The sequence below is a fragment of the Tabrizicola piscis genome, assembly GCF_003940805.1.
GTDB classification, from domain to species: Bacteria; Pseudomonadota; Alphaproteobacteria; order Rhodobacterales; family Rhodobacteraceae; genus Tabrizicola; species Tabrizicola piscis.
Genome location: NZ_CP034328.1, coordinates 664,664 through 687,596 on the forward strand (window position 1 = coordinate 664,664; position 22,933 = coordinate 687,596).

Here is a 22,933-nt window from a genome sequence, read left to right on the forward strand (position 1 = left end):
TTCCCCGCCCCGTGGGTAAGCTAGTGCCCTGCCCGCGCTTTGCCAGCACAGCCCGGTTCCCTTGGGCCCGCGTCATGCGCGCAGCGTGAAGCCGCGGGCGATGTGGTTGCGGACGAACCAAATCATCGCCAGCCCCGGCAGCAGCGACAGGCAGGTCATCGCCATCACCATGCCGATGTTGGTCTGGAAAGTGAACATCGCCTGGATCGCCATGGTGATCGGCTTGCCGCCCGTCACGGTCAGGATGCGGGCAAAAACCACCTCGACCCAAGAGAAGATGAAGCAGAAGAAGGCGGCGACGCCGATCCCCGGCGCAATTGCCGGCATGAGGTGGCGAAAGAAGAAGGCCGGGCCGGTGTGGCCGTCGATGAACGCGGTTTCGTCCAACTCACGCGGGACGGCGCGGATGAAGCTTTCAAGGATCCAGATCGCCACCGGCAGGTTGAACAGGCAGTGCACCAGCGCAATCCCGACGGGGGAGTTTACCAGCCCAAGCTCGGCAAACAGGATGAAGATCGGCAGGGACAGGACAACCGGCGGCGTCACGCGGAACACAAGGATCGCCAGCAGAAAATGCCGATCGCCCATGAAGCTGTAGCGCGCAAGGGCATAGGCGGCGGGCAGCGCCACGGCGATGCAGAGCGAGACGTTGAGAAAGACATAGATCGCCGAATTCAGCATGGCTGCGCGCAGTTCCGGCGTGGCAAGAACGGCGGTGTAGTTCATCAGGCCAAATGTCCCCCGCGCGACCCCCTCACCCCCCAGCGTGGCGGTGAAGCTGAGGAGGATCGCCTGCGCCAGCGGCAAAAGGATGAACCCGGCCAGCGCCAGTAGGGCAAGGACGCGCATCATGCCTCACGCCGCCTTGTGGCAAGGACAAAGGCCCAGACGACGCACAGGACGATCAGGAAATACAAGACCGCGCGGGCAGCGGCCTGACCGTAGGAGAAACCCTTGATCTCCTCGCCCAGCTCGACCGTCAGAAAGCGGGTCGCGTCACTCGGCCCGCCGGCGTTGATCCCGAAAGCCTCGGTGTAGATCATGAAACTGTCGACGAAGCGGAGCAGGAAGACGATGGCCAAGGCCCCCGCAATGCGTGGCAGTTCGATATGGCGAAAGACGGCAAGGCGGCTGGCACCGTCAATGGCGGCGGCCTGACGGTAGGCGGGTGGGATCGACGACAGGCCCGCGTAGGCCAGCACCACGACCAGCCCAAGCCAGTGCCAGGTGTCCATCGTCAGGATCAGCGCCCATGTGTGCCAGGCGGTGAACTTGTAATCAAATCCCACCGCCGCAAGCCCCGGCCCCAGCAGCCCCGTGTCCGGGTTGATGAGGCCCAGCCACAGCATCGGGATCATGTTCCACGGCACCACCAGCGGCAGGGCCACCAGCATCAGCCCCCAGACCGCCCAGCGCCCGCATGTCAGAAGGACCAGCGCCACCATGATGCCAAGTGGCACCAGAATGCCCAGCACCAGCGCCGAGAACAGCAGGCTGCGGCCAAGCGAGGCCCAGAAACGGTCAGAGCCAAGAATCTCGGCAAACCATTCAACCCCGACCCAATGCACGTCCTGCAAGGTGAAGATGTCGTGAAAGCCGTAGTTGATCACCGCCAGCAGCGGCAGCACACCGACCACCCCCAGAAGCAGCATCGCCGGCAGCAGCAGCCACCAGGCGCGGTTGTCATATGGCGGCATCAATCCCTCCGGCTACGGCCCAGCCGACAGCCAAGCGCTGCGGGTGTCAAGGGCGAACCGGCGCGGGGACCTAGCGCCGCCAGACCACCGCGTTCTCATGCCGCTGGATCAACTGCTTCATCGCATCGAACGCCTCGACCACGAAATCGGCGAAGGCGGCGGCGGCGGGGTTCTGGTCGCCCTCCTCCAGCCGCAGGATGCCAAGGTTGCGCTGCGGTTGGGGAATGTCGACCGGCAGGACGGTGATGCGGCTTTGCTTGCGTTCCGCGAAGGCGACCGAAAAGGGCAGGACCGCAAGCGCATCGGTTTCCGCCAGATAGTTCATCAGGCTGAGAAGCGAGCCGCCGGAATAGCGGATATCCAGGTCGATCGACCCCAGCGAGGATCGGATGGCGAACAGGTCGGCCAGAAGCGGCGACCCCGGCAGCGGCGCGACCCAAGGGTAAAGCGCCAGTTCCCCCAGATCGAGGCGCTTGGTGCGGATCAGCGGATGGCCAGGGCGGCAGCAGACCACGTTGCGCGCGGCAAGGATCGGCTGGAACCGCAGGCCCTTCGGTTCGCCCGAAAGGCCCAAGGGCACGATGCCAAGGTCAAGCTGGGCCGCACGCAGGCCAAGGCTGACTTCGGCAAGGTTGCCATAGCTTTGTTCCACCATGACATCGCTGTGTTTGTTCTGAAACTCGGCAATCATGCGGCTGATCATGGCGTCCATGAAGAAGGGCACGCCGCAGACACGGACCAGACCCCGGGTGCCGCGCAGCAGGCTTTGCACCGCCTCGGTCGCGCGGCGGCTTTCGATCAGGATGCGGCGGCCATGGGTGGCAAGCTGGATGCCAAGCTGGGTGGCCTGCAAGGGCCGCTGGCCGCGAATGAACAGGGGCTTGCCCACCCGCGCCTCAAGCTGGGCCAGCGAACGCGAGACGGCGGGTTGCGCCAGACCCAGCGCCTCGGCCCCTTTGCTGACGCTGCCGGCATCGACGACAGCGGCAAGCTGGATGAGGTGGGTTTCGTTCAGCTTCATAACAAAGTGGTATATTGACTGACATGATACTTATCAACCACGGGGATCGGCGGCCCTAACCTCATCTCGGTGGGGGAGCACTACGATGGACAGTCGGCCAGCCTTGGTTGGAGAGAACAGGATTGCCGCCGCGCTGCGCGCCCGGTTGCAGCAGTCCGGTCCTGACCGCCTGAGTCTGGCTGTGGGTCTCATCCTTGAACATGCCTTTGCCGTCCTGAAGGACCTCAAGCCAAGCGAAGCCGAGTTCGAGCAGCTTTTGCAGTTCCTCACCGATGTGGGCTATGCGACCGATGCGCGCCGGCAGGAATGGGTGTTGCTGGCGGATGTGTTCGGCTTTTCCGATCATGTCGCGGGCTGCAGCGCCGGGCGGGACCCGACCGCGACGCCGTCGACGCTGCCCGGACCCTTCTTTCGCCCCGATGCGCCGCGCCTGGAAAGCGGCGCAAACCTTTGTCGCGACGGGGTGGGCGCCCCGCTGGCCGTGCGCGGACGGGTCACGTCAACCGATGGACAGCCGATCTGTGGCGCCGAAGTTGACGTATGGCATGCCAACGGCAAGGGCCGGTACGAAAACCAGGACCCTGACAGCCAGCCCGAACATAACCTGCGTGGCCGGTTCGTGACCGACGCCAATGGCGGCTTTGCCTTCCGGACCGTGCGGCCCGGCGGGTATTCCTTGCCGGACGATGGCCCGGTGGGGCGGCTGGCGCAGCGGTTGGGCCTGTCGCTGGACCGCCCGGCGCATCTGCATTTCGCGGTGACCGCCCAGGGTCATCAACGCCTGGTCACCGCCATTTTCGACGGCAGCGACAGCGCCATCGACCGCGATGCCTTGTCGGCGGTCAAGCCCGCGCTGATCGGCACCTTCAAACCCGAGGCCTTTGGCCATTCCCTTGACGTGGCGCTGGTCCTTCTTCCCGACGCCACGCCCCAGCCCAATGATCTGCAGAAAGGATGACAAACATGGCTCTTGTGTCCGGCTATCACCATCTGACGATGAGCACGCATGGCGTGCAGGAAGATTTCGACTTCTACACCAAGACGCTGGGCCTGCATTCGGTCAAGCGCACGGTGCTGTTTGACGGCACCCTGCCGGTCTATCACCTGTATTACGGGTCGCCCAACGGGGATGCCTCGACGATCATCACCACGTTCCCGTTCAAGAAGCCCGGCATCTACGGGCGACGTGGCAGCAACCAGACCCGCACGATCATGCAGGCGATCCCGATGGGGTCGGCCGAGTTCTGGCTGGACCGGCTGAACCGCATGGGCGTGCCTGCAACGAAGGGTGACCGCTTCGGCCTGACCCGGGTGATCTTCGCCCATCCCTGCGGCATCCCGCACGAGCTGGTCGAAAACCCCGGCGATACCCGCAAGCCCATCACCAACGCCGCGCAAGGCATTGGCGAGGCACATGGCATCCGTGGCATCTTTGGCGGCACGGTCGCAGTGATGGACGCCACCGCGATGGAGGAGTTCCTTGACATCGGCATGCAGTTCCGGCGTGAGGCGACGGATGACAACGGCAGCCTCTGGGTCGTGCCGGAAAACAACGGCCTTCATTCTGTGATCGAGCTTGTGGTCGACAAGGGCCCGCAGGGCACTTGGACGCTTGCGGGGGGGACGGTCCATCACCTGGCGTTCAACACCGGGACCGAGGACAACCAGATCGCGCTCAAGGCCCGGCTGGAGGGCATGGGCTATACCGATGTCAGCGAACAGAAGGACCGCAACTACTTCAAGTCAATGTACATGCGGTCGCCGGGCGGCGCGCTGTTTGAGTTGGCCTGGACCGTACCGGAAGGCTGGGCCAAGGATGAACCGGCCGACGCCATTGGCAAGTCGTTGGTGTTCCCACCATGGTTCGAAGACCGCCGCGCCGAGATGGTCGCCGGGCTGGAGCCTGCGAACTTCTGATGCCGGGCATCGTCGACATCCAGCGCCTTGGCGCAACGGCGGACCGGGCAAGGGTGCTGTGCATCCTTGTCCACGGTCGCAACCAGTCGCCCGAGGCGATGGAGGCTGCCGTGCTGCGCCACCTGACCACGCCGGATGTGGCTTTTGCCCTGCCTCGGGCGGGCGACAAATGCTGGTATCATGCGCTGGCGATCACTCCGCTGACTGCCGAGACGAGGGCCGAACTTGGCGCTTCGCTGGCTGACCTTGCTGCGCTGGTGCAGGCCCTGCGGGCCGAGGCCCCAGGTGTGCCCCTGGTCCTGGCAGGCTTTAGCCAGGGCGCTTGCCTGTCATTGGAATATGCCTTCACCGGCGTTGATCTTCCCGATGCCATGGTCGCATTGACCGGCTGCCGGGTTGGGGTGGTGGGCGACGACCGCCCTGCCCGGCTGCCCCATGGCCTGCCGGTCTATCTGACAGCGGGGCGCGAGGATCCGTGGATCCCCCTGCCCGCCTTTGCCGAAGTTGCGCTTGAACTGGGCCTTGGTGGCGCGGCCCTGCGGATGGACGTGTTCCCTAACCGCCCACACGAAGTCTCTGCCCCAGAGATCGCCATGCTGGACGGCATTTTGGCCGACCTTGCAGCAGGTCATCCCCCCAGCTTCGGAGGCACTAGATGACCCGCCCGTTCACCTTCCCCGGCCTAGCCACCCGCGTGGTCTTTGGCCATGGCACGCTGGCGCAGGTGCCCGAAGAGGTAGCTCGCTTTGGCCACAGCCGCGCGCTGGTCCTCTCCACACCCCAGCAAGAGCCGCAGGCGCAGGCCCTGGCCGATGCGTTGGGGGCGCGGTCGGCTGGGGTCTTTGCCGGGGCCACGATGCACACTCCGGTCGAGGTGACAGAACAGGCGGTGGCCGCTTATGCCTCGGCGGGCGCGGATTGCGTGGTCAGCTTGGGCGGCGGGTCGACCACCGGCCTAGGCAAGGCCATCGCCACCCGCACAGGGGCGGATCAGGTGGTCGTGCCCACCACCTATGCCGGGTCCGAGATGACGGATATTCTGGGCGAAACCGCAGGGGGTGAGAAGACCACCCGCCGCGATGCCAGCATCCGGCCCGAGGTGGTGGTCTATGATGTGGACCTTACCCTGACCCTGCCGGTGGGCCTGACTGTCACCTCAGCCCTGAACGCCATCGCCCATGCGATGGAGGGGTTCTATGCCCCAGACCGCCACCCGATCACCGAGGCGCTCAGCCGCGATGCGATGACGGCCTTTGCCCGGGCGCTTCCCGTGCTGGTGGGGAACCCGCAGGACCCGACCGCCCGGGCCGATGCGCTTTATGCCGCCTGGGGCTGTTCCACGACCCTTGGCCATGTGACCATGGCGCTGCACCACAAGCTGGCGCATGTCCTTGGCGGCAGCTTCGGCCTGCCCCATGCCGAGACGCATGCCGTGCTTCTGCCCCACACCACCGCCTACAATGAAGCGGCGGTTGAGGGCCTGTTGAACCCGATCCGCGATGCCTTTGGCCATCCGACAGCCGCGGCTGGCCTTTGGCACCTCGCCAAGTCCTGCGGCGCTCCAACGCGGCTGGCCGACCTTGGCCTGACCGTCGCCGACCTTGACCGCGCGGCAGAGATTGCCGCGCGCAACCCCTATGCCAACCCGCGGCCCATCACCCGCGACGGCATCCGCCACCTGCTGCAACACGCCTTTGACGGGGATTGTCCCTAAGCCATCAGAACTGAAAAAAGGGAGGAATGACAGATGATTACCAGACGCAAACTGCTCCGCTCCGGTGCGGCGACGGGCCTTGCCATGGCCACCCCCGGCCTGTTCGCCCCCGCTATCGCGCAAGGGGCCAAGATCCGCATCGGCTATGTCAGCCCCCAGTCCGGGCCGCTGGCGGGTTTTGCCGAAAGCGACAGCTACAACATCGAAAGTTTCCTTGCGACCGAGGTCGGCCAGAACTTTGAGGTCATCGTCAAGGACAGCCAGTCCGACCCGAACCGCGCCGCCGCCGTGGCCAAGGAACTGATCGTCGATGACGAGATCAACCTGATGATCGTCGCCTCGACCCCCGAAACCACCAACCCGGTAGCCACGACCTGTGAGGCCGAAGGGATGCCTGTCATCTCGACCAAGGCACCGTGGCAGCCGTGGTTTATCGGCCAGCAGGGCAACCCCGGCGACCCGGCAAGCTGGAAGCCTTTCGATTTCGCCTTCCACTACTTCTGGGGGCTGGAGGATGTGATTGCCGTCTTCCTGAACATGTGGAACCAGATTGAGACCAACAAGCAGGTCGGCGGGCTGTTCCCCAATGACGGCGACGGCAATGCCTGGGGTGACCCGAACGTCGGCGTCGGCCCCGGCTTTGCGGCGCAGGGCTATACCCTCAACGATCCGGGGCGCTATCAGAACCTGAATGACGATTTCAGCGCCCAGATCAACGCCTTCAAGGCCGCGAACTGTGACATCGTCACCGGCGTCGTGATCCCGCCCGACTTCACCACCTTCCGCAACCAAGCGCTGCAGCAGGGCTTCAACCCCAAGATCATCACCGTGGCCAAGGCCATCCTCTTCCCGCAGTCGGTCGAGGCGTTGGGTGAGGCGGGGCACAACCTGTCCTCCGAAGTGTGGTGGAGCCCGTCGCACCCGTTCAAATCCTCGCTGACCGGGCAGTCGGCAGCGGAGCTTGCGGCGGATTACACCGCCAAGGCGGGGCGGCCCTGGACCCAGCCGATCGGCTTTGTCCATTCGCTGCTTGAGGTGGCGTCGAACGTCATGGGCCGGGTGTCGGACGTGACCGATGCCGAAGGCGTGGCTGCGGCGATTGCCGCCACCGACATGGACACGATGGTCGGCAAGGTCGCCTGGAACGGCGCGGGCGTGCCGCCTTTTGCCGCAACCAACGTCTGCAAGACCCCGCTGGTCGGGGGCCAGTGGCGGCGCAAGGAGGACGGGACCTTCGACCTTGTCATCGTCGACAACCAGACCGCGCCGGACATCCCGACCGGAGGCACGATGGAGGCGCTGGCCTGATCGCCAGCCAAGGAAAACAACGCGCCCCGGGCTTGACCCGGGGCCTCCACCAAGGACTGGGCCAGTGACTGTCCTCGAACTCACCAATGTCTCGAAAAGCTTCGGCGCCCTCAAGGTGACCGATGACGTCAGCTTTGCCGTGCCAAAGGGGCAGGCGTTGGGGATCATCGGGCCGAACGGGGCCGGGAAATCCACGCTCTTCAACCTGATCACCGGCAATTATCTGGCGGATGCGGGAACGGTCACCTTTCTTGGGCAGGATGTGACCCGGGTGCCCGCCATGACGCGGGTGCGCATGGGGGTGGGGCGCAGTTTCCAGATCCCGCAGCCTTTCGAGGGGCTGACGGTGTTCGAAAACCTGCTGACCGCCGCCGCCTTCGGTCAGGGCAAGCGCGAGGCCGAGGTTGAGGCGGGTTGTGCCGCGATCCTGCGGGACACCGAGCTTCTTCGCCGCGCCAACGATCTGGCGGGGTCGCTGTCGCTTCTGGACCGCAAGCGGCTTGAAATGGCGCGGGCAATGGCGACGGGGCCGGAACTTCTCCTCCTCGACGAGATCGCCGGGGGGCTGACCGAGGGCGAATGTCAGGCGCTGGTCGCCACGATCAAGGCGCTGCATACCAAGGGCACCACGATCATCTGGATCGAGCATGTGCTGCATGCGCTGACGTCCGTGGTGGAGCGTCTGCTTGTGCTGGATTTCGGCAAGGTGATCGGCATCGGCGCACCGGCCGAGATCATGGCCTCGCGTCAGGTGCAGGAAATCTATCTGGGGCTGGAGGTTTAGCGGATGCTGGAGACCCATGGCCTGACCGCGTCCTACGGCCAGTTCAAGGCCCTGTTCGGGATCGACATCACAGTCGCCCCCGGGGAATGCGTGGCGATCATCGGGGCGAACGGGGCGGGCAAGACCACACTGCTGAGGTCGATCAGCGGCGTGCTGCGCAACGCGCCGGACATGGTGCTGCACAAGGGCACGCCCATCGGCGCGCTGGCGGCAGACGCCGTCCTGCAACGCGGGATCGCCATGGTGCCAGAGGGGCGGAAGCTGTTCCCCTCACTCTCGGTAGAGGAAAACCTGCTGATCGGCGGGCAGGTGCGGCGGGGCGACGGGCGCTGGACGCTGGAAACCGTCTACGCCCTGTTCCCGATCCTGAAGGAACGCCGCCTGTCGCCCGCCACGGCCCTGTCCGGCGGGCAGCAACAGATGGTCGCCATCGGCCGCGCGCTGATGTCGAACCCCGAGCTTCTGCTGTGCGACGAGATCAGCCTTGGCCTTGCCCCTGTAGTCATCCGCGACATCTACGCCGCCCTGCCCCGCATCCGCGAAACCGGGGCGGCTATGGTGATCGTCGAACAAGACATCACCCGCGCTTTGGCCGTGGCCGACCGCGTCTACTGCCTGATGGAGGGTCGCGTCACCCTGACCGGCGCCACCACCAGCATCACGCGCGAGGCCGTCCACGCCGCCTATTTCGGAGACGCTGCATGACCCGTACCCTGCGCCAAGTGGCCCTCCACCCCCATCCCCTCCCCACAAGTGGGAGGGCTGGCGACCAGTGCTGCCATGTTGCGCCGCCCTCTCCCCCTCGTGGGGGAGGGATGGGGTGGCGGGGCACCACGCACCATCAAGGGACAAGCGCATGATCTGGCTTGATACCATCGTGCAGGGGCTGCTGCTGGGTGGGCTTTACGCCCTCTTTGCCGCAGGCCTCAGCCTTGTGTTCGGGATCATGCGGCTGGTGAACCTTGCGCATGGCGATCTGATCGTGCTGGCGGCCTTCATCGTGCTGGTGGTGGTCGAGGCGACGGGGCTGAACCCGTTCCTGTCGGCCCTGATCGCGGCCCCGGCCTTGTTCGCCTTTGGCTGGGCGCTGCAATGGTTCGTGCTGAACCGGGTGCTGGGCAAGGACATCCTTCCACCGCTCCTTGTCACTTTCGGTCTGTCCATCGCCTTACAGAACGGGATGCTGGAGGTGTTCTCGGCCGACAGCCAGCGCATCCGCGCAGGCGCGCTGGAAAGCGCCTCGGTCGATCTGGGGGTGGTCACGGTGGGGATCATGCCGCTGTTGACCTTCGCCTCGGCCGTTCTGGTGATCTTCGGGCTAAACCAGATCTTCTACCGCACCGCGCTTGGCCGGGCGTTCAGGGCCACGTCGGACGACCCGGTGACCGCCAGCCTGATGGGCATCAACCCCCGGTCAGTCTTTGCGATGGCCACCGGGCTGGCCATGGTCATCGTCACCATCGCCGCCCTTTACCTTGGGATGCGGTCGAACTTTGATCCCTCCATCGGCCCGGCCCGCCTGATCTTTGCCTTCGAGGCCGTGATCATTGGCGGACTTGGGTCGCTTTGGGGCACGCTTCTGGGCGGGGCGATCATCGGGATCGCGCAGACGGTTGGCGCGCAGATCAACCCGGAATGGCAGATATTGGCAGGGCATCTGGCGTTTCTCGTCGTGCTTCTGGTGCGGCCAAGGGGCCTGTTCCCCCGGGCGGTGGACTGATGGACCATCCCATGCAGATCACCGTCACCACCCGCACCCGCGCCAGCACTGTTGCCGGATTTGTGGCGCTGGGATTGATCGGGCTAGGGCTGGTCTTGCCCGCCTTCGCCTCGCGCAGTCTGATCCAGGACCTGTTCTTCATCCTGACGATGCTGACCCTTGCGCAGCTTTGGAACCTGATCGCGGGCTATGGCGGGATGGTCAGCGTCGGCCAGCAGGCCTTTGTCGGTATCGGCGCCTATGCGATGTTCGCGGGCGTCATCCTCTGGGGCTGGGACCCGGTTCCGGCGATCCTGCTGGGCGGGGCCGCGGCCTTCCTTCTTGCCATCCCCATGGCCTTCTTCGCCTTCCGCCTGCAGGGCGCCTATTTCGCCATCGGCACTTGGGTGATTGCCGAGGTGACCCGTCTGGTCATCGCCCAATGGAAGACCCTTGGCGGCGGCACCGGCACCAGCCTGCCGCGTGAGGCGACATCAGACATCATCGGTGTCGCCACGATTGCCGAGGTCTTTGGCCTGCGCGATGCTGCCGCCCGCGATGTGCTGGCCTACTGGCTGGCGCTGGCGCTGGCGGTGGGAACGATGGCCGCGATCTATGCGCTTTTGCGGTCGCGCAACGGCCTTGCGCTTACGGCGCTGCGCGACAATGACAATGCCGCCCGGTCAGTGGGGGTGGATGCCGGGCGGCTGAAATGGCTGGTGTTTCTTACCGCCGCCGCGATGACCGGCCTTGTCGGTGCGCTGATCTACATGCAGACCGCCCGCATTTCGCCCGACGCCGCTTTCAGCGTCACCAGCTGGACCGCCTATGTCATCTTCATCGTGGTCATCGGCGGCATCGGCCGGCTGGAAGGGCCGATTGTCGGCGTCCTTGTCTTCTGGGGGCTGCAGACCGCCTTTGCCGATTACGGCAGCTGGTATCTTCTGGCCCTTGGTCTTCTGGCCATTGTCACGATGCTTTTCGCCCCGCGCGGGCTTTGGGGCCTGATCGCCGATCGTACCGGCCTTGCCCTGTTTCCGATCCAGCGCCGGCTGACCCTGACCTCTGAAGGAGCCTCCAATGCCTGATATCACCACCGACGTCCTTATCATTGGCACCGGCCCCGCCGGGTCGGCCACCGCAGCCCTTCTGGCCTCATACGGGGTCGATGTGCTGGTGGTGAACCGCTACCGCTGGCTTGCCCACACGCCGCGCGCCCATATCACCAACCAGCGCACGATGGAGGTGCTGCGCGACCTTGGCCCCGAGGTCGAGGCCGAGGCCTACATGCACGCCGCCGATCAGGACCTGATGGGGGAAAACGTGTTCTGCGAAAGTCTTGCCGGGGAAGAACTTGGCCGGATGAAAAGCTGGGGCAACCACCCGCTGTCCCGCGCCGAACACCTGATGTCCTCGCCCAGCCGGATGAACGACCTGCCCCAGACCTTCATGGAGCCGATCCTGTTCAAGACCGCGTGCTCACGCGGCGCGCAAAGCCGGATGAGCACGGAATACCTGTCCCATGTGCAGGATGCGGATGGCGTGACCACCACCTGCCGCGACCGGCTGACGGGCAAGGATGTGGTGATCCGGTCTAAGTTCCTTGTCGGTGCCGATGGCGGCAACAGCCTTGTGGCCGAACATTGCGGCTTGCCGTTTGAAGGCAAGATGGGCGTCGGCGGGTCGATGAACATCCTCTTCCGGGCCGACCTGTCGCGCTATGTCGCGCATCGCCCGTCGGTCCTGTACTGGGTCATGCAGCCCGGCGCGGATGTGGGCGGCATCGGCATGGGGCTGGTCCGCATGGTCCGGCCGTGGAACGAATGGCTGATCGTCTGGGGCTATGACATCAACCAGCCCGCCCCGGTGGTGGATGCCGCGATGGCCACGCAGGTCGCGCGCCAGCTGGTCGGCGACCCGGAGCTTGAGATCGAGCTGATCAGCGCCAACACCTGGACGGTGAACAACCAATACGCCACCCACATGCAGCAGGGCCGCGTCTTCATCATGGGTGACGCCGCGCACCGGCATCCGCCGTCGAATGGCCTTGGGTCCAACACCTCGATCCAGGACGGGTTCAACCTGGCTTGGAAGCTGGCGGCGGTGGTCAAGGGCCATGCAGCCCCTGCCTTGCTTGACAGCTACTCCCCCGAACGCGCACCCATTGCCAAGCAGATCGTCACCCGCGCCAACCAGTCCATCGGCGAATTTGGCCCGATCTTCGAAGCGCTGGGGATGGACGGCGGCGTCGACCACCAGAAGATCCAGGCCAGCATGGCCGCCCGTTGCGACGCGACCGAGGCGGGGGCTGCGCAACGCGAAGCCCTGCGCAAGGCGATCGAATTCAAGAAATATGAATTCGACTGCCACGGGGTCGAGATGAACCAGCGCTACACCTCCACCGCCGCAGTCACCGATGGCCAGCCCCAGCCCGCCCCGAACGCGGATATGGAGCTGCACTACCAGCCCACCACCTGGCCCGGCGCGCGGCTGCCGCATGTCTGGGTCTTCAGCGCTGATGGCAAGCAGCACTCCACGCTCGACCTGTGCGGTCGGGGGCAATTCACCCTCTTGACCGGCATCGGTGGCGAGGCTTGGGTGGCGGCAGCCAAGGCCGAAGCGGCCAAGCGCGGCATGCCGATCCGCACCCATGTGATCGGCCCACGTCAGGCGATTGCCGACCATACCGGCGACTGGGCCCGCGCCTCGGAAATCGCTGACAATGGCTGCCTTCTGGTGCGCCCCGACCACCACGTCGCCTGGCGCAGCGCGACCCTGACCCTAGACCCCGCCGCCGACCTTGCGCGGGTCCTGACCTCCATCCTTGGCAAGTGAGACCGAACATGACCACCGAAAGCGGATACTTCACCGAAGCCACCTCGGCCGCAGTCGTCACCGCCCGCAACGCAGGCGCGCAGGACGAACGCCTGAAACAGGTGATGGAGGTCATCACCCGCAAGCTGCACGAGGCGGTGAAAGAGATTGAGCCGACCGAAGCGGAATGGTTCCGCGCCATCATGTTCCTGACCGACACCGGCCACATGTGCAACGAATGGCGGCAAGAGTTCATCCTGTTGTCGGACGTCCTTGGCGTGTCGATGCTGGTCGATGCGATCAACAACCGCAAACCCTCTGGCGCGTCGGAAAGCACGGTCCTTGGACCCTTCCACGTCGCCGATGCGCCGGAATTGCCGATGGGGGCGGACATCTGCCTTGACCAGAAGGGTGATCCGATGCTGGTCCGTGGACGCATTCTGGACACCCATGGCAACCCGATTGCCGGGGCCAAGATCGACGTCTGGCAGGCCAATGACGAAGGCTTCTACGACGTCCAACAAAAGGGCCTGCAGCCCGATTTCAACCTGCGCGGCGTGTTCCGCACCGGGCCGGATGGCAGCTATCACTTCCGGGGCGTGAAGCCGAAATTCTACCCGATCCCGGACGATGGCCCGGTCGGCAAGCTGCTGGGTGCGCTTGGCCGCCACCCCTTCCGCCCCGCGCATCTGCACTTCATCATCGAAGCGCCCGGCTATGCGCGGCTGGTCACCCACATCTTCGACCCCGATGATCCCTACATCCACTCGGACGCGGTGTTCGGCGTGAAGGAAAGCCTGATGGCCGAGTTCACCCCCGTCTCCGACCCCGCGAAAGCCAAGGCTGCAGGCTTTGACGGGCCGTACTTCGACACCGAGTTCGATTTCGTCCTGGCCCCCGCGTGACCATGAAACCCTGCATCATCTGCGTCGCCATCACCGGCTCATTGCCGCGCAAGGCGCACAACCCGGCCGTGCCGATCACCATTGCCGAACAGGTGGAAAGCACCCATGCGGCATTCGAGGCGGGGGCCTCCATCGCCCATTGCCATGTCCGCAACGATGATGAGACCCCCTCCTCCGACCCCGAGAAATTCGCCCAGCTGCTGGAGGGGTTGCGGAAGCATTGCCCCGGGCTGATCGTCCAGTTCTCCACCGGAGGGAGGTCGGGCGCGGGGCGGGAACGCGGCGGGATGCTGCCGCTTCGGCCCGACATGGCATCGCTGACGGTGGGATCGAACAACTTTCCGACCCGGGTCTATGAAAACCCGCCCGATCTGGTGGACTGGCTGGCAAGCGAGATGCTGGCCTACAACATCAAGCCCGAGATCGAGGCCTTCGATCTTGGTCATATTCACCAAGCCGCAGCCATGGCGCGGGATGGGCGGCTGCGCGGCCCGCTTTATGTGCAGTTCGTGATGGGCGTGAAGAACGCGATGCCCGCCGACCGCGACGTGTTCGACTACTACATCCGCACGGTGAACCGTCTTCTGCCGGATGCCGAATGGTGCGCCGCCGGGATCGGGCCGCATCAGATCGAGCTGAATGAATGGTGCGTCGCCGCCGGGGGCCATGCCCGCACCGGGCTGGAGGATAACCTGCGGCTGGACCGCACGACCCTCGCCCCGTCGAACGCGGCACTGGTGCAGCGCGTGGTGGACCTCTGCCACCGCTACGACCGCAAGGTCGCCACCCCGGCCGAGGCGCGGGCGATCCTGGGCCTGGCCAGCTAGGCCCGCGCCAGAACATCCTCGGCGATGGCAGTGCCGCTGGTCCATGCGGCCTCGACCCGCGGGCCGATGCACCAGTCGCCGCCAAGGTACAGCGTGCCATCCGCGCTGCGCAGGAAGTTCTGGCCAAGGGCTTGGGTCACCCGGGCGTAGCGCCAGCGGTGCGCGGCGGCATGTGCAACCATTTCCGGCGCGGCCCCCAGCCGGTCGCACAACAAGGGCAGCATCAGGGCGGCGATCTGGGTCGGGTCCTTCTCCAGATGTTCGACGCTGAAGGCTTCACCTGCCTGCGCGACCCAGGCGGTGACTGCGCCGGACGGGCGGCCCGGTTTGCTGCTGTCCTGCGCGATCCAGGACAAAGGATCATCAGGGTCCTTTCGGGTGACAAAGGGCGCGGGGCCCGCGATGCCGGCCATCAGCGTCAGGCATGGGGCAAGGCGCACCCCGGCGAGCGGCGCGACCAGCGGATGATCTGCGCCCAGCAGGCCTGCCACCTGCGGGGCAGGAATCGTGATGACCACGCGGGCGGCGGCAAGGTCGGCGTCGCCCACGCGCAACTGCCACCCCCCTGCCACCGTCAGCACCCGCGACACGAGGGCGTTCTGCCGCACGTCAAGCCCCGCGCCCAAAGCCTTGGCCAGCGCCGACATGCCGGGGGTCCCTACGCTGTGGCTGCGCCCCGTGCCATCTGCCCAAGGCGCGACCGCCCCTTGGGCAGCAAGGTCGCGCAGCAGGGCGGCAAAGCCGTCCTCCCGTGCCGTCACATATTGCGCCCCGTGATCGAACTGCATCCCCTCGGCCCGCCGCGTGGCGACACGCCCGCCGATGCCGCGCCCCTTGTCGAGGACTAGGGTCGGCACCCCGGCCTGCGTCAGCCTGCGGGCACAGGCCAGCCCGGCGATCCCGGCACCGATCACCACAACCGGGGTCATGCCGCTACCAGCCGCGCAAGGATCTGCGGGATCTGCTGCTTGACCTTGAAGAACCCGGCCGAGGCATGGGGCCAGATCGTGCTGTCCCACTCACGCCGCCATTCGGCCAGCACGATCCCCTTCGCGGCCAGATATGGCGTGGCCTCGTCCATCCAGTCCATCAGGGGCCCTTTCGTGATGTAAGGCGTGGCAATCTGGCTGGCCCCGACGGAAGCCGCCCATTTGGCCAGCCCATCGGGGTGATCGGCCCGCAGGTTGATCGGCGTCAATCCAGCCCGCGCGGCAGTGTCGGCCAGCGCCCCGGCCTCAAACGTGGCCACTGCAGCGGCCACTGGCAAGGGCGACCGCAAATGGCTTGCGGCAAGCGTGGCGGTCGCGACGATGTTCAGCCCGGCAAGATCGAAATCCTCGATGCAGCAATCCTCATCCGTCAGCAGAAGTGCGGTCGGCCGCCCCGGTTCCGGCGCGCGTGGGCTGCGGATCGGTTGCAAGGACGGCAGACCGTCGGGTTCGGTCGCCTCCAGCCCTTGGGTCACCTCAACCAGATCGGTCTCGCGCGGCGTGAAGCGCTGGCCGGTGAAGGTGGCAATGTTCCAGGCCTGCGCATGATAGGGCTTGCCCCGCGTGTGCAGCCCCGCAACCCAGCGCCAGCCAAGCGTGTTCGACGCGGCATCGCCGTCCAAAAGGTGGCGATAGAAGAAATCCGCCCCCAGCCGCCACGGCAGCCCCAGCGTGAAGATCCAGATCGAGGCGAACCACATCCGCGCGTGATTGTGCAGATAGCCGGTCTCCACCAGCTCTTCCGCCCATGCGTCCATGCAGGCAAGCCCGGTCTGGCCATCCATCGCGCGCTCGACATCGCGGCGCAGGCGGCGGTCACGGTCAAGGGCAGCAAGGTCAGCCTCCAACCCCTGACGGTAACTGGCCCAGACCTGCGGTCGGCGTTCCAGCCAGCCCTTGAAGTAGCTGCGCCAGATCACCTCTTGCACGAACTTTTCGGACGCCTCGGGGCCATGGGCGGCAAGGGCAGCGGTCACCACCTCAGCCTCGGTCACCAGACGGCGGCGGATATAAGGCGACAGCACCGACACCGCCTTATGCTGGCCCGGCCCCCGGTCGTAGTTGCGCCCGTTGGCATAGCGCCACCCCATCGCGGGCACGAAAGCCTCCATTCGGGACAGGGCCTCGGTTCGGATCGCAATGAAGGTGGGGGGCATTCCATTCCTCTGCTGGTCAGGCGGCACAACCTGTTCTTCCAGCGCAAGAAATCAACAGTCGGCGGCAGGGTTTCCCACCTGCCAGATCGGCGCGCATCCAGGCGACTGCCGTGTGGGTCTGCCCTATCGGCTGCAAAGCCCGCGCGCCTTGCCCAAGATTTGGGCAACCGCACGGACCGACACTTCAGAAGAACCATCGCTTGTGCCGAATCGTATAGGTATTTTACTCATTGGTAAAAAGAAGACGAAGAAACCACCAACCGGGATAGGAAAGCCAATGACCATCGGGACATTCACGATTTCGCGGCGCGGACTGCTGCTTGGCGGCGCGGCTGTGGCCGCTGCGGCGAACCTGCCGCGCGCCGTTCTGGCACAAGAGCCGGTCCGCATGGCCGGCATCTACACCGTGCCGGTCGAACAGCAATGGGTCAGCCGCATCCACATCGCTGCCGAGGCGCTGAAGGCCGCGGGCACCGTGGATTACAGCTACACCGAAAACGTCGCCAACACCGATTACCCCCGCGTCATGCGCGAATACTGCGAGGCGGGCGTCAAGCTGATCGTAGGCGAGATTTTCGGCGCCGAGGCCGAAGCGCGCGAGGTTTGCGCCGAATACCCGGACGTAGCCTTCCTCCTCGGGTCCTCGTTCATGCCGGATGAGGCGGCGAACCCGAACCTATCGGTGTTCGACAACTACATTCAGGACGCGGCCTATCTGTCCGGCATCGTCGCGGGCGGGATGACGGCGGGCAATATCGGCATGGTCGGCGGCTTCCCGATCCCCGAGGTGAACCGCCTGATACACGCCTTCATGGCCGGGGTGCGCGAGGTGAAGGCGGATGCGACCTTCCAGGTCAGCTTCATCGGCTCGTGGTTCGACCCGCCGAAGGCCAAGGAAACCGCATTTGCGATGATCGACGGCGGCGCGGACCTGCTTTACGCGGAGCGCTTCGGTGTGTCGGATGCGGCCAAGGAACGCGGCGTTCTGGCCATCGGCAACGTGATCGACACGCAGGCCGACTACCCCGATACGGTCGTGACCTCCGCCCTTTGGCACTTTGAACCCACGCTGAACGCCGCCGTCGCCGCCGTGCAGGCCGGCAGCTTCAAGGCCGAAAACTATGGCACCTATTCCTACATGATCGCTGGTGGCTGCTCGCTTGCCCCCCTCGGCACGTTTGAGGGCAAGGTTCCAGCCGAAGTCATGGCCCTCGTGGCCGAGAAGGAAGCGGCGATCAAGGCAGGCAGCTTCACCGTGGCGATCGACGACAGCGAACCGAAATCGTCGTGACCCAAGCGCAGGCAAAGGCGGAGGTTGTCCTCCGCCTTGACCGCATCACCAAAGCCTTCGGTCCGGTGCGGGCGAATGACGCCATCTCGCTGACGCTGCGGCGGGGCGAGGTGGTGGCCCTTCTGGGCGAAAACGGCGCGGGCAAGACCACGCTGATGAACATCCTCTTCGGTCACTATGTGGCGGATACGGGAACGGTTGAGGTGTTCGGCCACCCCCTTCCACCCGGTGCGCCGCGCGCGGCGCTGCAGGCAGGGGTGGGGATGGTGCACCAGCATTTCACGCTGGCGGGCAACCTGACCGTTATCGACAACATCACCCTTGGCACCGAAAGCCTCTGGTCACGCGGACGCGGGCGTACGGCTGCGCGGGCGAAGGTCGAAGCCTTGGCCCGCGACTTTGGACTTGCCGTCGACCCCTTGGCCAAGGTCAGCCGCCTGACCGTTGGCGAACGCCAGCGGGTTGAGATCCTCAAGGCCCTCTACCGCGATGCGAAGATCCTGATCCTTGATGAACCCACCGCCGTCCTGACCCCGCAAGAGGCCGAGGCCCTGTTCGCCACCCTGCGGAAAGCCACCGCCCTTGGCCTGTCGGTCATCTTCATCAGCCACAAGCTGCATGAGGTGATGGCCATCGCCGACCGCTGCCTTGTCCTGCGCCATGGCCGCGTCGTGGGTGAGGTGGATACCCACGCCACCGACAAGACCCAGCTTGCCGCCCTGATGGTCGGCGGGGAACTGACCCTGCCCAAGGCCGAGGCTCGGGCGGCGGGGCCGGTTCTGATGGAGCTTCAGGCCGTCTCCACCCCCGACCGGGGGGCGGCACCGGGCCTGAAAGCGGTCTCCCTGGGCTTGCGTGCGGGGCAGATCACCGGGCTGGCCGGCGTTTCCGGCAATGGGCAGGCAGCCTTGGCGGACCTGCTTTCTGGCCTTGCCATGCCAACCTCAGGCTCAATGTCGCTGCAAGCCAAGCCGATCACCCGCTGGTCGCCGCGCGTTGCGGTGGCCGAAGGCGTGGGCCGCATCCCCGAAGACCGCCACCACACCGGCAGCATCGCCGACTTCGACCTGACCGAAAACGCCGTGCTGGAAGGCTACCGCACCCCCCGCTTCTCGCGCCGGGGCTGGATGAACTGGCCCGCCGCCCGCGCCTTCGCGGCCGAGATCATCGCCGCCTATGACGTGCGCTGCCCCGGCCCTGCCACCCGCATCCGCCTTCTGTCCGGCGGCAATATGCAAAAGCTGATCCTGGGCCGTGCGCTGGCACCCGGGCCACAGATCATCCTTGCCAACCAGCCCGTGCGGGGGCTGGATGTCGGCGCCATCGCCTATGTGCAAAGCCAGCTGATCGCCGCGCGCGACCGGGGGGCGGCGATCCTGCTGATATCGGAAGACCTTGATGAAATCATGGGCTTGTCGGATGTTCTTCACGTCATGTCTCAAGGCCGCTTAAGCCCCGCCTTCCCGCGCGGCACCATCACCGCGCCCGAAGTTGGCCTCTGGATGGCCGGTCAGGGCTTTGACGGGGCGCGCCATGCGGCTTGAGCCGATTGCCAACCCTTCCACCCTGCGCCAGCTTGGCCTGCCCGCGCTGGCGATCGCCGCGACGATGGGGGTGGCCACCCTTCTGGCCCTCATCGCAGGGGCCGATCCCTTCGCCACCCTTGGTCAGATCGCGACCGGCGCGCTTGGCTCACGCCTTGCCATCCTTGAGACGCTGAACCGCGCCACCCCGTTGATCTTCACCGGCCTTGCCGTCGCCGTCGCCTTCCGCGCCAAGCTGTGGAACATCGGGGCCGAGGCGCAGCTTTATGCCGGCGCCATCATCGCCGTCCTCCTTGGCACCGGCGCGCTTGGCAGCCCCTTTGTCCTGCCCGTCAGCGCCCTTGCCGCAATGCTGGCGGGCGCGCTGGTGCTTCTTGGCCCCGTCCTTCTGAAAACCCGGCTTGGGGTGGATGAGGTTGTCACCACCCTTCTGATCAACTTCATCATGCTTCTGTTCGTCAGCTACCTGCTGGAAGGCCCGATGAAAGACCCGATGGGCATGGGCTGGCCGAAATCCCCCGCCCTCATCCCCGAAGCGCGCCTGCCCCGCATCGTTGAGGGTCTGCGCCTGCACTGGGGCTTTGGCCTTGCCCTGATCGCGGCGGCCCTTGTCTGGGTGATCCAGACCCGCACGACGCTTGGCTATGAAATCCGCGCCGTGGGCCAGAACCCCGCCGCCGCGCGCTTTGCGGGGATTCCGGTCAATGTAGTTCTCCTCAAGACCGCGCTCCTGTCAGGCGGCCTTGCCGCGCTGGCAGGCTGGTCCGAGGTGGCTGGGTTGAAAGGCCACCTGAGCCAGGACCTGTCCCCCGGCTTTGGCTATACCGGGATCATCGTCGCCATGCTGGCCCTCCTCCACCCCCTCGGCGTGGTCGTCAGCGCCCTCTTCGTTGCCGGCATCTTCGTCGGCTCCGACGCGATGAGCCGGGCCGCCGGCGTGCCGACCTATATCGCCGACATGCTGCTGGCGACGGCCCTTCTGTTCATGGTGCTCGCCATCCTGCTGACGAAATTCCGGATGGTGCGCGGATGACCGACATCATCGACATCCTGATCTCCGCCAGCTTCTGGGCCGCCGTGATCCGCATCGCGACACCCCTGATCTTCGCCACGATGGGCGAACTGATCTGCGAACGCGCCGGGGTGCTGAACCTTGGGATCGAGGGGATCATGGTCATCGGCGCCTTCACCGGCTGGATGGCGGTCTATCAGGGGATGCCGCTTTGGGGCGGGGTTGCTACCGCGATGGGCGCGGGGATGTTGTTCGGCCTCCTCCACTCCACCCTCACCGTGCCCTTCGGCCTGTCGCAACACGTCGTTGGGTTGGGGGTGACGCTTCTGGCCACCGCCACAGCCTCCTTCGCCTATCGCCTCATGCTGCCCGAGGTGACAAGCCCGCCGAAGATCGAACCCTTTCAGCCGCTTGACCTGCCCGTCCTCTCCGACCTGCCATTTCTGGGTGAGGCGATCTTCCAGCAAACCGCCCTCACCTGGGCCGCCTTCGCCGTGGCCGGCCTGACCGCCTTCACCCTTTACCGCACCCCCCTTGGCCTCGCGCTGCGCGCGGCGGGCGAAAACCCCGCTGCGGTCGAGGCGCAGGGGCTGTCGGTGACCGCGCTGCGGATGGGGGCGGTCATGGTCGGGTCGGGCCTGATGGCGGTGGGCGGCGCGTTCCTGACCCTCTCCGCCTTCTCCAGCTTCTTCTTCGAGATGGTCAACGGCCGCGGCTGGGTTTGCGTCGCGCTGGTCGTCTTTGGCGCATGGAAGCCCGGCAAGGCGCTGCTGGGCGCGATCCTGTTCGCCGGGTTCGACGCGCTGCAGATCCGCCTGCAACAGACCGACCTTGGGGCCGTGCTGCCCTACCAGCTCTTCCTCGCCGCGCCCTATATCCTGTCGATCCTCGCCCTGATCCTGATGTCGCGCCGGGCCGAGGTGCCTGCAGCCCTGATGCTGCCTTACAACAAGGGGGAACGGTAGATGTTCGATCTTCTGGTCAAGGGCGGTACGCTGCCCGATGGCACGGTGGCCGATATCGGCATCACCGGCGACCGCATCGCCGCCGTGGGACGGCTGGAAGCCGAAGCCGCCCGCGTGATCGACGCCACGGGGGACCTTGTGGCCCCGCCCTTCGTCGACCCGCATTTCCACATGGACGCAACGCTGTCCTACGGCCTGCCCCGCGTGAACGCCTCCGGCACGCTGCTGGAGGGCATCAGCCTCTGGGGCGAACTGCGCGAGATTGCGACGGTCGACGAAATGGTCACCCGCGCCGTCACCTATTGCGACTGGGCGGTCAGCATGGGGCTTCTGGCGATCCGCACCCATGTCGACACCACGCCCGACCACCTGCGCGGGGTCGAGGCGATGCTGGAGGTCAAGCGCATCGTCGCCCCCTACCTTGACCTGCAACTCGTCGCTTTCCCGCAGGACGGGCTATATCGCACCAAGACCGGCCGCCAGAACCTGCTGCGTGCGCTGGACATGGGGGTCGATGTCGTCGGCGGCATCCCGCATTTCGAACGCACGATGGAGGAAGGGGCAGACTCCTTGCGCGACCTTGGCCGCATCGCCGCCGAGCGGGGCCTGATGTGGGACGTGCATTGCGACGAAACCGATGACCCGATGTCCCGCCATGTGGAGACCATGGCGCGCGAGGTGACGCGGCACGGCCTTGGCAGGCGGGCGGCGGGCAGTCACCTGACCTCGATGCATTCGATGGACAACTACTATGTCTCCAAACTCCTGCCCCTGATCGCCGAAAGCGGCATGACCGCAATCCCCAATCCGCTGATCAACATCACCCTGCAAGGCCGCCACGACAGCTACCCAAAGCGGCGAGGTCTGACGCGCGTGAAAGAGATGCAGGCGATGAGCATCCCGGTCGGCTGGGGTCAGGATTGCGTGCTGGACCCGTGGTATTCATTGGGCACGGCGGACATGCTGGACGTGGCCTTCATGGGCCTGCATGTCGCACAGATGACCCACCCGGCCGAAATGGCGCGCTGCTTCACCATGGTCACCGAAACCAATGCGCAGATCATGAACCTTGACGGCTACGGCCTGAAGCCCGGCGCGTTGGCCAGCATGGTCATCCTCGATGCAGGAAACCCGGTCGAAGCGCTGCGCCTCCGCCCGGACCGCCTGGCCGTCCTGTCACGCGGCAAGGTGGTGGCAGAGCGCAACCGCAACGATTGTCGGCTTGGCCTGCCGGGCCGCCCGGCAACCGTCCGGCGCAGGCACGGATAGGCCCGCAATCCGCACCATGC

22 protein-coding genes are annotated in these 22,933 nt (G+C 65.8%); 17 read left to right on the top strand and 5 right to left on the bottom strand.

Features of this window, described 5'->3' with window-relative positions:
• Positions 1-72: 72 nt before the first annotated feature.
• From EI545_RS03150 to EI545_RS03160, 3 genes are all read right to left on the bottom strand, one after another.
• Positions 73-852 carry a carbohydrate ABC transporter permease gene (locus tag EI545_RS03150; RefSeq protein WP_125324119.1) on the bottom strand — a complete coding sequence of 260 codons (780 nt, stop codon included), beginning with the start codon at positions 850-852 and terminating at the stop codon, positions 73-75.
• Positions 849-1,697, bottom strand: coding sequence for a carbohydrate ABC transporter permease (locus EI545_RS03155; protein WP_125324120.1), 849 nt, complete (start codon positions 1,695-1,697; stop codon positions 849-851). Before EI545_RS03155 ends, EI545_RS03150 begins: the two co-directional genes overlap by 4 nt.
• 70 nt (positions 1,698-1,767) lie before the next feature.
• A complete protein-coding gene (locus EI545_RS03160; RefSeq protein WP_125324121.1) occupies positions 1,768-2,718 on the bottom strand; it encodes a LysR family transcriptional regulator in 951 nt (316 codons plus the stop codon).
• A gap of 85 nt (positions 2,719-2,803) precedes the next feature.
• Here EI545_RS03160 and EI545_RS03165 point away from each other — a divergent pair, with 85 nt between their 5' ends.
• From EI545_RS03165 to EI545_RS03220, 12 genes are all read left to right on the top strand, one after another.
• Entirely contained in the window at positions 2,804-3,676 is an 873-nt protein-coding gene (locus tag EI545_RS03165) for a dioxygenase family protein (RefSeq protein WP_125324122.1), read from the top strand.
• Positions 3,677-3,681: 5 nt separating this feature from the next.
• A complete protein-coding gene (locus EI545_RS03170; protein ID WP_125324123.1) occupies positions 3,682-4,635 on the top strand; it encodes a VOC family protein in 954 nt (317 codons plus the stop codon).
• On the top strand, positions 4,635-5,294 hold the full coding sequence (locus tag EI545_RS03175; RefSeq protein ID WP_125324124.1) for an alpha/beta hydrolase: 660 nt from the start codon (positions 4,635-4,637) through the stop codon (positions 5,292-5,294). The genes EI545_RS03170 and EI545_RS03175 overlap by 1 nt, the downstream gene beginning before the upstream one ends.
• Positions 5,291-6,349: a maleylacetate reductase gene (locus EI545_RS03180; protein WP_125324125.1), complete on the top strand. Its 1,059-nt coding sequence runs from the start codon at positions 5,291-5,293 to the stop codon at positions 6,347-6,349. Before EI545_RS03175 ends, EI545_RS03180 begins: the two co-directional genes overlap by 4 nt.
• A gap of 33 nt (positions 6,350-6,382) precedes the next feature.
• Positions 6,383-7,657: an ABC transporter substrate-binding protein gene (locus EI545_RS03185; protein ID WP_125324126.1), complete on the top strand. Its 1,275-nt coding sequence runs from the start codon at positions 6,383-6,385 to the stop codon at positions 7,655-7,657.
• Between the two features lie 64 nt (positions 7,658-7,721).
• Entirely contained in the window at positions 7,722-8,441 is a 720-nt protein-coding gene (locus EI545_RS03190; protein WP_125324127.1) for an ABC transporter ATP-binding protein, read from the top strand.
• A gap of 3 nt (positions 8,442-8,444) precedes the next feature.
• Positions 8,445-9,146 (top strand): ABC transporter ATP-binding protein, encoded by a 702-nt coding sequence (locus EI545_RS03195; protein WP_125324128.1) that lies wholly within the window; start codon positions 8,445-8,447, stop codon positions 9,144-9,146.
• A 151-nt stretch (positions 9,147-9,297) separates the two neighbouring features.
• Entirely contained in the window at positions 9,298-10,161 is an 864-nt protein-coding gene (locus EI545_RS03200; protein ID WP_125324129.1) for a branched-chain amino acid ABC transporter permease, read from the top strand.
• An 11-nt stretch (positions 10,162-10,172) separates the two neighbouring features.
• Positions 10,173-11,228 carry a branched-chain amino acid ABC transporter permease gene (locus EI545_RS03205; RefSeq protein ID WP_125324130.1) on the top strand — a complete coding sequence of 352 codons (1,056 nt, stop codon included), beginning with the start codon at positions 10,173-10,175 and terminating at the stop codon, positions 11,226-11,228.
• The gene (locus tag EI545_RS03210) at positions 11,221-12,975 is read left to right on the top strand and encodes an FAD-dependent oxidoreductase (RefSeq protein WP_125324131.1); all 1,755 of its coding nucleotides are present in this window, start codon (positions 11,221-11,223) and stop codon (positions 12,973-12,975) included. Before EI545_RS03205 ends, EI545_RS03210 begins: the two co-directional genes overlap by 8 nt.
• Before the next feature lie 8 nt (positions 12,976-12,983).
• Positions 12,984-13,859, top strand: a complete 876-nt coding sequence (locus EI545_RS03215) for an intradiol ring-cleavage dioxygenase (RefSeq protein ID WP_125324132.1) — start codon at positions 12,984-12,986, stop codon at positions 13,857-13,859.
• Between the two features lie 2 nt (positions 13,860-13,861).
• On the top strand, positions 13,862-14,686 hold the full coding sequence (locus EI545_RS03220; RefSeq protein WP_125324133.1) for a 3-oxoadipate:acetyl-CoA acetyltransferase: 825 nt from the start codon (positions 13,862-13,864) through the stop codon (positions 14,684-14,686).
• Here the strand turns inward: EI545_RS03220 and EI545_RS03225 are convergent.
• The gene (locus tag EI545_RS03225; protein WP_125324134.1) at positions 14,683-15,615 is read right to left on the bottom strand and encodes an NAD(P)/FAD-dependent oxidoreductase; all 933 of its coding nucleotides are present in this window, start codon (positions 15,613-15,615) and stop codon (positions 14,683-14,685) included. The two genes, EI545_RS03220 and EI545_RS03225, sit on opposite strands and share 4 nt — an antisense overlap.
• Positions 15,612-16,832, bottom strand: a complete 1,221-nt coding sequence (locus EI545_RS03230; protein ID WP_216842481.1) for an FAD-binding domain-containing protein — start codon at positions 16,830-16,832, stop codon at positions 15,612-15,614. Before EI545_RS03230 ends, EI545_RS03225 begins: the two co-directional genes overlap by 4 nt.
• Before the next feature lie 277 nt (positions 16,833-17,109).
• On the opposite strand from EI545_RS03230, the gene EI545_RS03235 reads away from it, so the two are divergent.
• The 5 genes from EI545_RS03235 to EI545_RS03255 are packed head-to-tail and all read left to right on the top strand — an operon-like array spanning position 17,110 to position 22,913.
• Positions 17,110-18,123 carry a BMP family protein gene (locus EI545_RS03235; protein WP_125324135.1) on the top strand — a complete coding sequence of 338 codons (1,014 nt, stop codon included), beginning with the start codon at positions 17,110-17,112 and terminating at the stop codon, positions 18,121-18,123.
• Positions 18,120-19,667, top strand: coding sequence for an ABC transporter ATP-binding protein (locus tag EI545_RS03240; protein WP_125324136.1), 1,548 nt, complete (start codon positions 18,120-18,122; stop codon positions 19,665-19,667). Before EI545_RS03235 ends, EI545_RS03240 begins: the two co-directional genes overlap by 4 nt.
• Positions 19,657-20,700, top strand: a complete 1,044-nt coding sequence (locus tag EI545_RS03245) for an ABC transporter permease (protein WP_125324137.1) — start codon at positions 19,657-19,659, stop codon at positions 20,698-20,700. Before EI545_RS03240 ends, EI545_RS03245 begins: the two co-directional genes overlap by 11 nt.
• Positions 20,697-21,644 carry an ABC transporter permease gene (locus EI545_RS03250; RefSeq protein ID WP_125324138.1) on the top strand — a complete coding sequence of 316 codons (948 nt, stop codon included), beginning with the start codon at positions 20,697-20,699 and terminating at the stop codon, positions 21,642-21,644. Before EI545_RS03245 ends, EI545_RS03250 begins: the two co-directional genes overlap by 4 nt.
• Entirely contained in the window at positions 21,645-22,913 is a 1,269-nt protein-coding gene (locus EI545_RS03255) for an amidohydrolase family protein (RefSeq protein WP_125324139.1), read from the top strand. It begins immediately after the preceding gene.
• Positions 22,914-22,933: the final 20 nt, after the last annotated feature.

What these genes read in the sequence shown, in the direction of transcription:
- EI545_RS03155 (WP_125324120.1), bottom strand. Translation starts at nt 1,697, where the DNA reads ATGCCGCCATATGACAACCGCGCCTGGTGGCTGCTGCTGCCGGCGATG.
- EI545_RS03200 (WP_125324129.1), top strand. Translation starts at nt 9,298, where the DNA reads ATGATCTGGCTTGATACCATCGTGCAGGGGCTGCTGCTGGGTGGGCTT.
- EI545_RS03220 (WP_125324133.1), top strand. Translation starts at nt 13,862, where the DNA reads ATGAAACCCTGCATCATCTGCGTCGCCATCACCGGCTCATTGCCGCGC.
- EI545_RS03250 (WP_125324138.1), top strand. Translation starts at nt 20,697, where the DNA reads ATGACCGACATCATCGACATCCTGATCTCCGCCAGCTTCTGGGCCGCC.
- EI545_RS03225 (WP_125324134.1), bottom strand. Translation starts at nt 15,615, where the DNA reads ATGACCCCGGTTGTGGTGATCGGTGCCGGGATCGCCGGGCTGGCCTGT.
- EI545_RS03230 (WP_216842481.1), bottom strand. Translation starts at nt 16,832, where the DNA reads ATGCCCCCCACCTTCATTGCGATCCGAACCGAGGCCCTGTCCCGAATG.
- EI545_RS03255 (WP_125324139.1), top strand. Translation starts at nt 21,645, where the DNA reads ATGTTCGATCTTCTGGTCAAGGGCGGTACGCTGCCCGATGGCACGGTG.
- EI545_RS03195 (WP_125324128.1), top strand. Translation starts at nt 8,445, where the DNA reads ATGCTGGAGACCCATGGCCTGACCGCGTCCTACGGCCAGTTCAAGGCC.
- EI545_RS03170 (WP_125324123.1), top strand. Translation starts at nt 3,682, where the DNA reads ATGGCTCTTGTGTCCGGCTATCACCATCTGACGATGAGCACGCATGGC.
- EI545_RS03185 (WP_125324126.1), top strand. Translation starts at nt 6,383, where the DNA reads ATGATTACCAGACGCAAACTGCTCCGCTCCGGTGCGGCGACGGGCCTT.
- EI545_RS03165 (WP_125324122.1), top strand. Translation starts at nt 2,804, where the DNA reads ATGGACAGTCGGCCAGCCTTGGTTGGAGAGAACAGGATTGCCGCCGCG.
- EI545_RS03210 (WP_125324131.1), top strand. Translation starts at nt 11,221, where the DNA reads ATGCCTGATATCACCACCGACGTCCTTATCATTGGCACCGGCCCCGCC.
- EI545_RS03180 (WP_125324125.1), top strand. Translation starts at nt 5,291, where the DNA reads ATGACCCGCCCGTTCACCTTCCCCGGCCTAGCCACCCGCGTGGTCTTT.
- EI545_RS03150 (WP_125324119.1), bottom strand. Translation starts at nt 852, where the DNA reads ATGATGCGCGTCCTTGCCCTACTGGCGCTGGCCGGGTTCATCCTTTTG.
- EI545_RS03215 (WP_125324132.1), top strand. Translation starts at nt 12,984, where the DNA reads ATGACCACCGAAAGCGGATACTTCACCGAAGCCACCTCGGCCGCAGTC.
- EI545_RS03175 (WP_125324124.1), top strand. Translation starts at nt 4,635, where the DNA reads ATGCCGGGCATCGTCGACATCCAGCGCCTTGGCGCAACGGCGGACCGG.
- EI545_RS03205 (WP_125324130.1), top strand. Translation starts at nt 10,173, where the DNA reads ATGCAGATCACCGTCACCACCCGCACCCGCGCCAGCACTGTTGCCGGA.
- EI545_RS03235 (WP_125324135.1), top strand. Translation starts at nt 17,110, where the DNA reads ATGACCATCGGGACATTCACGATTTCGCGGCGCGGACTGCTGCTTGGC.
- EI545_RS03245 (WP_125324137.1), top strand. Translation starts at nt 19,657, where the DNA reads ATGCGGCTTGAGCCGATTGCCAACCCTTCCACCCTGCGCCAGCTTGGC.
- EI545_RS03160 (WP_125324121.1), bottom strand. Translation starts at nt 2,718, where the DNA reads ATGAAGCTGAACGAAACCCACCTCATCCAGCTTGCCGCTGTCGTCGAT.